The sequence below is a fragment of the Leptospira vanthielii serovar Holland str. Waz Holland = ATCC 700522 genome, assembly GCF_000332455.1.
GTDB lineage: Bacteria > Spirochaetota > Leptospiria > Leptospirales > Leptospiraceae > Leptospira_A > Leptospira_A vanthielii.
On record NZ_AOGY02000072.1, the window covers coordinates 121761 to 133927 of the forward strand.

The following is a 12167-nucleotide window of genomic DNA, read 5'->3' on the forward strand; positions in this document are numbered from 1 at the left end:
GTGTAAGAGTTTTTTTAACTTAGTTACTTCTGTAAATGGCGTTGGAGAGGATAGAACCTGTGAGGGCAATCATCTCCAACCGCACATAAGAATCTTTCTCTTGAAAAGTATATTCTGCTTTGTTTGTGTCTGGGCTTACTTGTAATACTTCACCCTTTTGCCCAATGAAGCGAATCTCCAAATATCTTTCTTTTGAATTCAGTTGGATGGTATTCTTCTTTGTCACCTGAATCTTGGGAACTTTCGGGTCTTCTGCCGCTTGGAAGAATTTTTTTACACAATAAAACGATCCCGAGTTAAGAGATGCCAATACGGACGGTTGGTCCTTAACACCATCGGCTGTTACAATGTAACGTAGGAAACTTTCTCCCTTTCGGTATCTTTGGTTTCCCAAAGTTTGGATCATATCTTTCCAAAAAGGTTGATCAAAAGTTTTGATCGAGTTTTCTGGAAAATAATGTAGGTCATCACTGGCCATACAATGCACATTCCGTCCTTGGCTTAGAAGTGAATCCAAAATTTTAGGATCATCACCAAACGGAGAGTATACTTCCACAGCTTGGAAGCCGCCGATGGCAGATAGTTCTTCTCTAGAAAACGAATCAAATAGTTTTGGATGTGAAATGATGACATATCCACCTAACTTTTGCATACGATCCATCACCCAATTTAAGTTCTCACGAGTGGCATATACGGGAAAATAATCATAAAAGGATTTTTGAATTCCAATCGCAAGCAAGTGGCGTTTTTTTAAATTTTGTCCCCATTCCATTCCACGAATGTAATTTGGATTTTCAGTTTGCGAAATTTGTCCATAGTCGGTGATGGCTACGTTAGAAAAACCTTCTCGTTTGTATTCGGATTGGATTTCTTTTATTGTATGTCTTTCGGGGGTAAACCATACTTCATTGGAATGGGCATGTAAGGATATTTTTTCCTGGCCATTCCCATTCCAATTTTGGTATGGATTCACAATTTCTGATCCTTGGAACGAAGATGCTGGCAAAACAATAGTCTTTCTAAGGAGTAATACAACCGCTAGTTGGTAAACAATCAATATTCCGAGTAAAGATAATAAAACGAGTAAATATCTGTATTTCCACAGGGAGGGACGCATAGCTGTTTGCCTATCTGTATAGGCAATGGACCCAGAAACATTGAAAAGCATAAGGAAACTTTATAGACCTTTCTTTCCAATTTGATTCCAGTTTTGTTACAAAATGAATACAAAACCAAAGATTCATTTCTGCTTTGACAAAATGGAAGATGGTTTCAGTCCTTGAGACTGTGAAATTCCTATCTGTCCACCGCACCTTCCTCATCTTACTTTGTATTCTCATTGTGTTTTTATTCTATGGGAATTTCTCTCCTCTTGTGGACCAAGACGAAGCCGCCTACGCTGGTTTTTCACGGTCTATGATGGAAACAGGGGACTACCTTACCATGGACTTTCCCTACTCCACTCCGCATAGAAAACCACCACTGCATTTTTGGATTACCTCTTCTCTTTTCAAAATATTTGGCAGTACCGAATGGGTGTTACGTTTATTCCCTGCCCTTTGTATCCTAGGAACTAGTTTATTAACCTACCATCTGACAAATGTTATGTACGGATCAAGGACAGCTTTATACGCGTTCAGTATCCTTAGTTTTTCCTTGTATTTTCCACTCAATGGAAAAATTGCCCTAGTGGATTCGCTTTTAGTTTTTTTTGGAATGGTTGGATTTGTTTCTCTCTTCCACTGGATCCAATCAAAGAGGAAAATCTTTGTTCTTTTATTTTGGCTCTCTGTAAGTCTCGGACTTCTTGTCAAAGGGCCTCCCATTCTGATCTTTCTTGGGGGAACTTGTGTCCTTCTTTTGAGCGTAAACCAAATCCGTTCAGAGATTTGGAAATTAAATCCATTTATATTTCTCCCTATCGCATTTCTTCCACTTCTTCTTTGGGGTTATCTTTCTTGGCAAAAAGACAATGGTTCACTCATCCGATGGATGTTGGATTGGTATATCTTTCGAAGAGCAACCGATCCAGTATTTGGACAATCAGGCCCACCTGGCACCTACCTAGTGTTATTTGTAGTTACTCTTTTTCCCTGGAGCCGATTGTATCTTTCGTTCTTAAATGAAAACGGATGGAAACTCATTGCCTATCTAAAAACGGAAGGATTTTGGGTGATAAAAAATCTTCTTCCTTGGCATTGGGAAAAAAGTAATTTTATTTTTACATCCAAACGGTTTCTTCTTTTAGGTCTTAGTTTTTCTTGGCTCTTTTATGAATGTTTGGCGAGTAAACTTCCCTCTTATCCCTTATCTGCCTATCCAATACTTGCCATCCTACTCGGTGACCAACTCGCAAGAAAACACAATCAAATTTATATGTACAGGTTGTACCTTACAGTTTCAATTTTGATGATCGCGACCATTTCTTTCATTGTCCTACCTAAGTTTTCAGAAATGAGAACCGACACTATAAAAGCAGCAAGTATGGTCCAAAGTTTAGTTCCCGTAAATAAAACCTTACGCTCATTTGGTGCTCATGGAATTCCCAGTTTTGCCTACTATTACCACAGGCCTATCCATGAAATGACTTGGGAACAAATCCAAACAACAAAAGGGTATTTTCTTGTCTCCGAATCGGACTATGTGGTCTGGAAAGGACTCGGTTTAGAGTGGGAGGGAATCGGAGAACCACTATCCATTTATGCTTACGATCGGAATAAAAAGTTAACCCTTAGGCTTGTAAAAACCAAAGGACTTTAGTTTAAAAATCGTTTTTGGATGTTTGGTGAAGGGACCATACAGGATTCTGCTTTGCCAAACCATTCATAGCGGTGTTTGGCGATGTATCTATAAATGGGATTACGAAGAAACCGAGGAAAAAACCAAAACCCAAAAAATAAGGGCCAAGGAAATTGTAACTCCCTAGTTACTTGCAAAATGGCATCCGATTCTAAGTACAACTTACCTTCCTTCCAATACAGGATACTATCGGGCAACTGCGGATAGGAATCTTTCGGAAGCAGGGCCAAAAAGGTCTCAGATCCAATGGCAGAAAAATATAAATTTTCCTTTTTGTTTTGTTTCAAAAGAAACTGAACCGAACCCATACACAAATGGCAAACCCCATCAAAGAAAACAATTTTACTTTTTTCCGGTGGCATCCTTTCCCTCTACTCCCAAACTGACAGAGAACTATTTGAAATCGAGTCTAAATCTGTAGAGGTCATTATGTTTCCTGAATTTCATTCTGAAAATCTTCCTAAAAAAGAATCTGCCATTTTAGAAAAAATGGAGTCCAACAAAAGTTTCATTCAAACCCTATTAAAACTAGACAAACCTACATTTCAAAATTTTGCAAAACCCTACCAACGGATCCAAACAGAACTCGGTGATCTTGTTACTGAAATTTCTCATCTCAATTCGGTAAAAAACAACGATGAAAGCCAAACAATCTATAGTCGGCTTTTGCCAAAACTTAGCGAATACTATACAGACCTGGGTCAAAACGAAGACATTTTTTCTACTCTATTAAAAATCCAATCATTGGAAACAAATCTAAACCAAGAAGCATCCAAAGTTTTAGAAAATGAAATCCGCGACTTTCGATTGTCTGGAGTGAGCCTAAACTCAGAAACCAAAAATGCACTAAAAGAAATTCGGATTCGCCAATCGGATCTTTCTAACCAATTTTCGCAGAACGTCTTAAATGCAACCAATGCTTTTGCACTTTATCTTTCGGAAGCCGATGTTGTTGGCCTTCCCGAAAGCGAAAAAATCTCTGCCAAACAAGAAGATGGAACTTATAAATTCACACTCCACTTCCCATCTTACATTGCTTATATGACCTATGGTGAAAATAGAGAAATCCGAAAAAAACTCTATGATGGTTACTGCACAAGAGCTCCAGAAAATGGAAAACTAATGGAAGAGATTTTGGAACTCCGTGATAAAGAAGCAAAACTTCTAGGATTTCCCACATTTTCCCATTTAAGTTTGGCCACTAAGGTTGCGGACACTCCAGAACAAGTCATCGAATTTTTAGACCATTTAGCACTAAAAGCCAAACCAATCGCCTTACAAGAACTAAACGAGATCAAAAATTTTGCTAAAAAATTAGGACATAATGATCTCGAACCATGGGATCTTACTTACTACTCAGAAAAACTAAAAAAGGAATCTTTTTCCTATGATGAGGAAATCTACCGCCCCTATTTAGAAAAAGAAACTGTCATTTCGGGAACCTTTCAATTTTTAGAAAAACTTTTAGGAATCCAATTCCAACAAGTGAACACTCCCGTTTGGGAACCGTCTGTTCTTTGTTATAACCTCGTTGTGGAAGGAGAAATCAGGTCACGGTTGTATCTGGATTTAGAAGTCCGAACTGAGAAAAAAGGCGGGGCCTGGATGCACAACTGGAAACCTCATTTCCAAGATGAAACGGGAAAAACAGAACTTCCCGTTGCCTTTGTGGTTGCTAGTTTTCCCAAAGCCACAAGTACACAGCCCTCTCTTCTTCGGCCAAGTGATGTTGTGACTCTTTTCCATGAATTGGGACACGCACTCCACCACTTACTCTCTCGTGTTAAGGAAGCATTTGTGAGTGGGGTCAATGGTGTGGAATGGGATGCTGTCGAATTCCCATCCCAATTTTTAGAAAATTTTGCTTATGAACCAAAGGTATTAGAACTTTTCGCCAAACACTACCAAACGAAAGAAGCAATCCCCAATTCCTATATAGAAACAATGGTAAAGGCTAAAAACTTTATGTCAGCGATGGGTGTCGTGAGACAGTTAGAATTCGCAAAGTTTGATATGTTAATCCATAAAGAAAAACCTAACGAATCGAGAGTTCAGGAAATATTAGACCAAGTGAGAAAGGAAGTTTGTGTTGTGTTTCCTCCGGCATACAATAAATTCCAAAATTCCTTCACTCATATTTTTGCTGGTGGGTATGCAGCCGGATACTATTCTTATAAATGGGCCGAGTTACTTTCCGCCAACGCCTACTACTCGTTTGTCGACCGAGGCGTTTTTGACTTAGAACATGCGGCTCACTTTAGAAGGACAGTTTTAGAAAAAGGTGGTTCGGCAAGTGCTATGGACCTATTCCGCGATTTTTACGGAAAAGATCCAGAAATCGATGCCTTACTTCGACTGAATGGCATTGCCGCTTAACACCTGTATCGACTTGGTGATTACTTCTTTGGAATCGGTGGACTTGATGAGTTTTCGAGTTTTCCGATTTTTATCCAATACATAAATGTAGGTAGAGTGGTCAAAATTTTGGCCATCTTCCGTTTTTTGCACGTAAGCCGCATATTGTTTCAGAATTTGATTGGTTGTATCTGCAGAAAAAGAAAGTCCCACAGATTGAGGTAAATAGAACTGCACATACTTTGTGGTTGTTTCTGGGGAATCACGCACTGGATCTACAGAAATAAAAACAACTTTGAATTTTGATTTTTCCTCTTCGTTTAAGGGTTCTACCGCAGCCTTAATTTTTGCCAAGGTATTTGGGCAAAAGTCGGGGCAATAGGTGTACCCAAAAAAAACCAAAAGAACCGGTTCGCTAAAAGAGTTGAAAGATATTGATTTTCCCGATTTATCTTTGGCTTCAATATTTCCACCAATCGGAAGTTCGGTGAATTCTAACGCCGAACCACATCCTACAAAAAATCCAACTAACAATATTAAGACAAATTTTATTTTCATAACGCTCTCTCTTCCACTAACACAGTCCTACTTTCTCCGTTAGAAAATTGAATTTTTAATTCCAACTTTCCCGAATGATCCAATTTCTCATATAACATCAAATGTTTTCCAGATCGCACAAGTTCAATGGTCTCATTGGCTTTCAGTAAAATTGGATAATCCAATTTCCGCATCCTAGTAACTCCCGACTGGTCGTCTAAACTCGTTTCATGAAAATCGACTGTTTTGTATCCATTGCTAACAATGGTTCGGATCTCCACATCAGTTGCATAAGGATTCTTAATTTCCCCATAAACGGCAGCAGTTTTTGCTACCTCTGGGGGAGGTGTCATCCAGAGTCGGATGGGTTCTGTCGGTTTGTGACAGAAAACGAACAAATTGACTTGAATTAGTAACAGAATTCCTGCATTTGTTATATTTATCTTTCGTAACAAGAGAACCTCGATGAGAATAATAATCAAATGGGTGATTGCGATCACTCTCATTCTTTCTTCATTTCTAGTATCCACTTACAACTGGTCTACCGGCGAATACAATTATGATTCCTCTCGTAAATTCGAAAATTTTGATGCCTTTTACCAGAACGAACTCGAACTGAGTGCGAAAGAAAACACAAGACCTAACAACGAAGAACTACTCGTTCGAGTTTCGGAAGAAAAAACTCCGATAGTTATCGTTTATATCCATGGATTTGGTGCCAGCCGAGGTGAAGGTGAAGAAGTCACAAACAAACTCACAGAATACTTTGGTGCCAATACTTATTATTTAAGACTACCTGGACACGGAACCAATCCGGAGGACCACCTCCACACAAATTTCCAGAAGTATCTTCAAGATGCGGAAGATAGTTTGATTTATGCAAGAGAGCTTGGCGACAAAACTGTGTTAGTGGGAACGAGCATGGGTGGAAACATTGCTTCTTATTTAGCGGCAAAACATCCCGATCTTGTGGACTCACTTGTTCTTGCGTCTCCTTTTTATGATTTCGACGACCCAAGCGCCCACTTCTTTCGATTCCATTGGGGTAAATCCTTTATCAATGGAATCAAAGGAGAAATGCGAATTTCTAAAACTGATCCAAGAGATGAGTCGGCCAAGTATTGGTATTTAGATCAGTATTATGCAGCCATTCAAAATATCCTAGAATTAAAACGATTTGTAGACAAAGCAAATCCTTATCCTCAAATAACAGCTCCCACCTTACTTATGTACTACTACAAGTCAGAAAGAGAACATGACTTCGTAGCCTCCATACCAGCAATGTTAAAGGTATATGATGCGATTCAAACAGGACCAAATCCCAATCCTAAAAACAAACTCTTAAAAATCGAAAACGGGGCCCATGTTTTACTTTCGAAATATGTGAAGTCTGACAAAGAATTGATCGAAAAAGAACTCATTCAGTTTATTAAAGATACTACAGGTGCTGAAGAAGTTAAAAAATCAAAGAAATCCAAACGATAACAAAATGGTTTCGTAAAGTTCATCTACGGATATTGGTTTGGAACGAACCAATATCCCTTCGGCATCCAATTCCTCAGAATCAAGTCCATCCATATTTCCCGTATAAAGAACTGCGGAAAGATTCGGATTTGCTTTTTTAATTTTTCGAATGAGATTAAGCCCATTCATTTCTCGCATCCTGTAATCAGATAAAATAAAATCGGGAATTCTAATTCTTAAATTTTCCAATGCCGAAGAGGCACTTCGGAATACTTTGGGAGTGATTTGTTTTTGAGAAAGGACAAAACTGATGGCCTCGCTAGCAGCTTCATCGTCTTCTACGATCCAAATTTCTTTATCAGAAATCACAGACCAAACATCTTTAGGTTTATTCTCTTGGTTTGATTTTGTTGCCCCGAGTAGGACCTGTCCTTCTTCCAAAGGCAAAAAGATATGAATAAGAACTGTCATCGGTTCTGGTTTTTCTATATAAAACTCACCACCCCAGTTCTTCACATAACGATTGATTAGGTGCATTCCAGTCCACTGGAATTCCTCATCACCAAAATTGACAAAGTCGAGTGTGTTTAAACCAGAAAGACTGGGCAAAGAAAGTCCGGTAAACTCCATAGAAACCAAAAGTTTGAACTCATCCGCAGGTGAAGTTTTGACTCGAACAAGACCACGTTTTCTGTCATCCCAAACAAGGAGACCACCAGAGGTTAATTCACAGAGAATTTTAGAAAACCTAACTGCATCTAATTTAGTATATAGGGGAGATTTATGGAAATCAAATTGGGCCTCCACATTTTTCGGTAGACCAGCATTTACGAGGGGAATGGTAGATTCAACCACGGATGAAATTTCAATTTTTGCTGCCGAGTCTTCATCTTTTACCTTTGAGTATTTAATGATTCTATGAATCATAGAACGAGCATTATCTGCTCCCATCCGAATTTTTTCCAAATACTCTAAAATTTTGTTTTGATCATATTTTCCCGCTTTGATCTGTTCTTCACCTAACTGGGAAAAAACATGAATGGGTTGTAGGTAATTATTTAAATCGTGGGCAATGTTTGTCGCCAAACTTCCAATAGTTTCCATTTTCTGAGAGTGTAACTGATAAGATTCTATTTGTTTTTTTTCTGTTACATCATCCAAAAACACATAATAAAAATCTGGTTTCCCTTGTGAGTTACGAAATGCACTAATTCGGCGATAAACATTAATTCGGCGACCATCCTTTCGGGTAAGTCTCGACTCTTCCGCCCCTTCTTTAAAAAATCCGAAGTATTCCATTTCCTCTTCGGATATGGGTTCTCCTTTGATTCGTTTGATATTCAAATCCGTTAGGTTTTGAAAACTATAACCGGTGATTTCTGTAAACCTGGGATTGGTTCGGAAGTATCCACCTTCCCAGTCCTGTAAAGCCATCCCCACCGAAGCATTTTCAAATAACCCTAAAAAAAACTGAATTTGTTCAACGATATTGATTTCGTTTGTTTTTTCATTGGTAACATCACGAACAAAAACAATTTGAAATTGTGAATCCATATTAGGAATGTTTACTTTTCTTTTTTCAAATTGGAACCACCGAACTAAAATTTCATTCGGCATACGGAAACGGTAGTCCCCTTGTGCGGTGTCGCGTTCAAAATGTTTACTTGGAAAAAGAATTTGGTCTCGAAAATTTGACTTATCTTCTTCTGCGACCCATAACAAAAGGTCGGACTCAAAACATTCCTCATTGGTTTTGTGACAACCCAAATTGTTTTTAAAAAAATCGTTGGAAAATAAAATCTGACCGGTTTTGGGATCTGTTAAGTAGACACCGCCGGAAAATAGATTGGGCAAGACCTTAAAGAATTCTATCATTCCGCTTGCTTCTAGATTCGTTTGCATAACTCTTGCCTTAAGAGGGAAATATGCCATCCAATCCGTTTTCTTTTCAAGCACCTATTGCTTTTTTTAATTTGGGACCATGGGAGATTGCACTCATCGTCTTCTTAGCGTTACTTTTTTTTGGTGGGAAACGCCTTCCAAGCCTTGCCAAAGATTTGGGTTCCGGAATCAAAGAATTTCGTAAATCCCTAACAGGCGGGGAAGAGGAACCGACCCAACCCACTTTCCCACAGGAAGAGCCTAAGTCGACTTCACAAGCTGCTTCCAAGTCCGGTAAAAAGAAAAAAGCTTAAAAGATCCAAACCTTGGCTGGGAAAAAGAGAACCACAATTCCACTTCCGCTGCCGGAGGATTCCGAAACCAGGGAAAAGTATATGTCCCTGGGGGATCATTTAGAGGAACTCCGTCAAAGGCTAATTTATTCCATCTTAGTGGTGTCTGTCTTTATGATCGGCACTCTGTATTTCGGTAGCGAAATCCACAGTTTTCTCATCCAACCCTACAAATCAGTTCTTGGCCCAGACGCCCATTTTTTCCAGATCCAACTAATGGCGCCATTTCTGATCTATCTCAAAACTTCTTTTATTTTATCTGTCCTTGTTTCTTTGCCGTTTTTGTTGTACATCCTTTGGGGTTTTGTAACTCCCGCCGTAGACACTCGGACAGAAAAATGGGGGAAGTTCATTATTCTTTTTTCTACCTTACTGTTTTGGTCGGGACTTGCTCTTTGTTGGTTTACTGTTTTTGAAAATTTTCTTAGAGTTTTCCTTGTGGTCCTCCGGCCCGATGGGGTGGATCCTTATTTACCAATTGACGAATACTACGATTTATTCTTCAATTTGCACTTAGTGTTTGGTGCGTCCTTTCAGTTACCAATTGTCCTCATCCTACTCGGTAGGATCGGAATCCTTTCCTCTCGTTTTCTGATTTCTAGATGGCGAGAGGCAGTCCTTATTATCGCTGTTGTATCTGCGGTTCTCTCTCCTGGTCCCGATGTGTTTTCTATGTTGATGTTACTTGTTCCCCTTAGCTTTCTATTTTTTCTCTCTGCCATTGTTATGAAAGTTTTGGAAACAACAGACCGCAAATGAGCTTTCGTGTCAAACTTCCCGTCCTACTTGGAATCATCAGTTTCCTCTTCTTTTTTATCCATTTTTTATTAGCAGAATTTACTTTTACCCATTGGCAAAACCCAAAAGGAGAAAACACACTTAACTTCAATTTGGTGGGGATCTACTCTTCTTTCGTATTCTCTTTGTTAATTGGATTTTTAACTTATTATTTCCTTGGATTTTTATACCAATACATTCTACATTTAATTGCACATATCCAGGACAACGAACTTCCCAAAGACATTCGTAATCTAAACCCTGAATCAGAAGAATACAAAATCTACAAGTCGGTCAGGTTTACTCTTTTGCAAGGGGATGAAAGTTTAGGGGAAGAACAATTCGAAAACAAATTCGATTGGAAAACAAACCAAGCAGTAGCCGTTAACAAACAAATTCCTGACATTCATATTCCAAAAACACCTGGGTTTGAAGTTTCCGTATTTCCATCAGTCATGCGTTATGCGGGAGCCGATTACATTCGTATTGTAAGGGCCAAAGATGGAATTTTTGGAATCCTTGCCGGACATATAGAACCAGGGATTCTGGAATCTTCCGAAAAGGTTTTTATCCATGGGATTGTATCTTCTTTTGGGGATAGTCTTTTTTCCACAGAAGAACTTTTGGAAAAATTAGAAAATGCCCTTCACCAATTTACTTTTTTAAAATTAAAAATCTCCGCCTTTGGAATCCAAAACAAAGAAGATAAAATGTCGTTTCTTCACTATATGGACATGCCCATCTTCCAATTTTCTGATCATGGAATCCAAGTGATTGAAGGGAGTGGTGACGACCATTGGTATCCCAACCACAAACACCCACTCTCCATTGCGGATGGGATTGAGATTGGAGACTATCTGGTTTGGGCTAGTGACAGAACTCTCACTCAGTTTGGACTTACGTCTTTTGAAATTATGGAAGAGTTTGTAGATTATCTTTTGGATTTAAAACCAAGTTCTTCTAGGCAGATGTTACTTGCCATTGCCAAAAAGATGAGTGCTCTTGGGGCCGAGAGAAATCTCACAAACCCCATGGAAAAACTTTCCATCTTAGTGGTTCGCCGGAACAAGTAACCGAATCGTATGACGGAGTAAATCTAACTTCCCCCAATCTCCATGGCCTGGAACCACAACTTCCGCATCGGGGTAACGCGCAAGAACCCTCTTCAAAGAATTTTCCCACTCCTCTAAATTGGCATCTTTTGTGTTACCGAGGTCTTTGGCATCGAGTGACTTCACAAGACAACCTCCAAAGAGGATATGAGTGTCTGGGAGCCAAACCACTATGTTATCTACAGAATGACCAGGCCCAGGATAAAATACTTCCACCGATTGGTTTCCCGCACCAAGTCTTGTTTGGAGGTCGAGGATAGGATTTGTTTTTCCAAACCCTCTTTCTTTTGCCAGTTTCGCTGTTAGATTTGTGCTATAAATGGGAATGTTTCGATTTTGGAAAAGTGAGACTCCCGCCATACGGTCGTCATGTGCATGAGTCACAATGACATAAAGAATTTCTTTTTGGAATTTGGCTTGGATCTCAGAGAACAACTCTTCGGTTTGTGATTCCGTCCATGGTGTATCAACAACAACAACACCTTTATTTGTTAACACCACGAGTCCGTTAGCAGAATAGATCTGTCCCCCAAACTCGCCAAAACTTCTATGAATCCAAACGGATTCTTTGATTTTGATCCATTCGAGATGATTTGATTTTTGCAGATGCTTCTCAATGGAAACGGGAGTGGGATTGAGATCAGGATCTTTTTGCCAATGGCAATGAAAAATCGAAACTCCAATGAATAATAATTTAATTAAAGAGAAAATCAAAATCGAAGATTTTAAGTTTATATGAAAGAGTTTTGGTAACCGAGATTTGATCGAATTTAAAATTTTATTGGAATCCATCATAGGTTCTTACCCCACAAAAAACAAAACCTATCACTGCGATAGGTTCTTAAAAGTTACTCTAGATCCACAACCGGAATCCAAAAAAATTAAATTT

General features: G+C 39.0%; 12 protein-coding genes. 6 read left to right on the plus strand and 6 right to left on the minus strand.

All coding sequences use genetic code 11. From position 1 onward, the window contains the following. Positions 1-19 precede the first annotated feature (19 nt). Positions 20-1168, minus strand: coding sequence for a hypothetical protein (locus tag LEP1GSC199_RS18285; RefSeq protein WP_002989551.1), 1149 nt, complete (start codon positions 1166-1168; stop codon positions 20-22). A 98-nt stretch (positions 1169-1266) separates the two neighbouring features. On the opposite strand from LEP1GSC199_RS18285, the gene LEP1GSC199_RS18290 reads away from it, so the two are divergent. After that, on the plus strand, positions 1267-2760 hold the full coding sequence (locus LEP1GSC199_RS18290; protein ID WP_051999789.1) for an ArnT family glycosyltransferase: 1494 nt from the start codon (positions 1267-1269) through the stop codon (positions 2758-2760). Here the strand turns inward: LEP1GSC199_RS18290 and LEP1GSC199_RS18295 are convergent. Beyond that, positions 2757-3161: a thiol-disulfide oxidoreductase DCC family protein gene (locus tag LEP1GSC199_RS18295; RefSeq protein ID WP_002989565.1), complete on the minus strand. Its 405-nt coding sequence runs from the start codon at positions 3159-3161 to the stop codon at positions 2757-2759. The genes LEP1GSC199_RS18290 and LEP1GSC199_RS18295 overlap by 4 nt on opposite strands. A 67-nt stretch (positions 3162-3228) precedes the next feature. Between LEP1GSC199_RS18295 and LEP1GSC199_RS18300 the strand changes: the two genes are divergently transcribed. Further along, positions 3229-5175: a M3 family metallopeptidase gene (locus LEP1GSC199_RS18300; protein WP_002989441.1), complete on the plus strand. Its 1947-nt coding sequence runs from the start codon at positions 3229-3231 to the stop codon at positions 5173-5175. Here the strand turns inward: LEP1GSC199_RS18300 and LEP1GSC199_RS18305 are convergent. Both LEP1GSC199_RS18305 and LEP1GSC199_RS18310 read right to left on the minus strand, forming a co-directional pair. Further along, positions 5146-5712 carry an SCO family protein gene (locus LEP1GSC199_RS18305; protein WP_002989616.1) on the minus strand — a complete coding sequence of 189 codons (567 nt, stop codon included), beginning with the start codon at positions 5710-5712 and terminating at the stop codon, positions 5146-5148. The two genes, LEP1GSC199_RS18300 and LEP1GSC199_RS18305, sit on opposite strands and share 30 nt — an antisense overlap. Further along, positions 5709-6146 carry a copper chaperone PCu(A)C gene (locus tag LEP1GSC199_RS18310; protein ID WP_232420837.1) on the minus strand — a complete coding sequence of 146 codons (438 nt, stop codon included), beginning with the start codon at positions 6144-6146 and terminating at the stop codon, positions 5709-5711. Before LEP1GSC199_RS18310 ends, LEP1GSC199_RS18305 begins: the two co-directional genes overlap by 4 nt. Positions 6147-6156: 10 nt before the next feature. Between LEP1GSC199_RS18310 and LEP1GSC199_RS18315 the strand changes: the two genes are divergently transcribed. Further along, the gene (locus LEP1GSC199_RS18315) at positions 6157-7176 is read left to right on the plus strand and encodes an alpha/beta hydrolase (RefSeq protein ID WP_039927370.1); all 1020 of its coding nucleotides are present in this window, start codon (positions 6157-6159) and stop codon (positions 7174-7176) included. Here LEP1GSC199_RS18315 and LEP1GSC199_RS18320 read toward each other — a convergent pair. Next, a complete protein-coding gene (locus LEP1GSC199_RS18320; RefSeq protein WP_002989439.1) occupies positions 7156-9057 on the minus strand; it encodes a hybrid sensor histidine kinase/response regulator in 1902 nt (633 codons plus the stop codon). The two genes, LEP1GSC199_RS18315 and LEP1GSC199_RS18320, sit on opposite strands and share 21 nt — an antisense overlap. A gap of 23 nt (positions 9058-9080) precedes the next feature. Here LEP1GSC199_RS18320 and LEP1GSC199_RS18325 point away from each other — a divergent pair, with 23 nt between their 5' ends. The 3 genes from LEP1GSC199_RS18325 to rktP all read left to right on the plus strand — a co-directional run bounded on the left by LEP1GSC199_RS18325 (position 9081) and on the right by rktP (position 11239). After that, positions 9081-9350: a Sec-independent protein translocase subunit TatA/TatB gene (locus tag LEP1GSC199_RS18325; RefSeq protein WP_002989641.1), complete on the plus strand. Its 270-nt coding sequence runs from the start codon at positions 9081-9083 to the stop codon at positions 9348-9350. Positions 9351-9431: 81 nt separating this feature from the next. Further along, positions 9432-10148 (plus strand): twin-arginine translocase subunit TatC, encoded by a 717-nt coding sequence (gene tatC / locus LEP1GSC199_RS18330; protein ID WP_002989215.1) that lies wholly within the window; start codon positions 9432-9434, stop codon positions 10146-10148. Next, positions 10145-11239, plus strand: coding sequence for an Arg-Lys translocation region protein phosphatase RktP (rktP, locus tag LEP1GSC199_RS18335; RefSeq protein WP_002989542.1), 1095 nt, complete (start codon positions 10145-10147; stop codon positions 11237-11239). Before tatC ends, rktP begins: the two co-directional genes overlap by 4 nt. On the opposite strand, the gene bla is transcribed toward rktP, so the two are convergent. Continuing rightward, positions 11216-12073 (minus strand): subclass B1 metallo-beta-lactamase, encoded by an 858-nt coding sequence (gene bla / locus LEP1GSC199_RS18340; protein WP_232420838.1) that lies wholly within the window; start codon positions 12071-12073, stop codon positions 11216-11218. The genes rktP and bla overlap by 24 nt on opposite strands. Positions 12074-12167 lie beyond the last annotated feature (94 nt).

Bases quoted from the DNA above. Each gene is read 5' to 3' on its own strand.
- rktP (WP_002989542.1), top strand. From the start codon at position 10,145: ATGAGCTTTCGTGTCAAACTTCCCGTCCTACTTGGAATCATCAGTTTC.
- LEP1GSC199_RS18315 (WP_039927370.1), top strand. From the start codon at position 6,157: ATGAGAATAATAATCAAATGGGTGATTGCGATCACTCTCATTCTTTCT.
- bla (WP_232420838.1), bottom strand. From the start codon at position 12,073: ATGATGGATTCCAATAAAATTTTAAATTCGATCAAATCTCGGTTACCA.
- tatC (WP_002989215.1), top strand. From the start codon at position 9,432: ATGTCCCTGGGGGATCATTTAGAGGAACTCCGTCAAAGGCTAATTTAT.
- LEP1GSC199_RS18320 (WP_002989439.1), bottom strand. From the start codon at position 9,057: ATGCAAACGAATCTAGAAGCAAGCGGAATGATAGAATTCTTTAAGGTC.
- LEP1GSC199_RS18290 (WP_051999789.1), top strand. From the start codon at position 1,267: ATGGTTTCAGTCCTTGAGACTGTGAAATTCCTATCTGTCCACCGCACC.
- LEP1GSC199_RS18305 (WP_002989616.1), bottom strand. From the start codon at position 5,712: ATGAAAATAAAATTTGTCTTAATATTGTTAGTTGGATTTTTTGTAGGA.
- LEP1GSC199_RS18285 (WP_002989551.1), bottom strand. From the start codon at position 1,168: ATGCTTTTCAATGTTTCTGGGTCCATTGCCTATACAGATAGGCAAACA.
- LEP1GSC199_RS18300 (WP_002989441.1), top strand. From the start codon at position 3,229: ATGTTTCCTGAATTTCATTCTGAAAATCTTCCTAAAAAAGAATCTGCC.
- LEP1GSC199_RS18325 (WP_002989641.1), top strand. From the start codon at position 9,081: ATGCCATCCAATCCGTTTTCTTTTCAAGCACCTATTGCTTTTTTTAAT.
- LEP1GSC199_RS18295 (WP_002989565.1), bottom strand. From the start codon at position 3,161: ATGCCACCGGAAAAAAGTAAAATTGTTTTCTTTGATGGGGTTTGCCAT.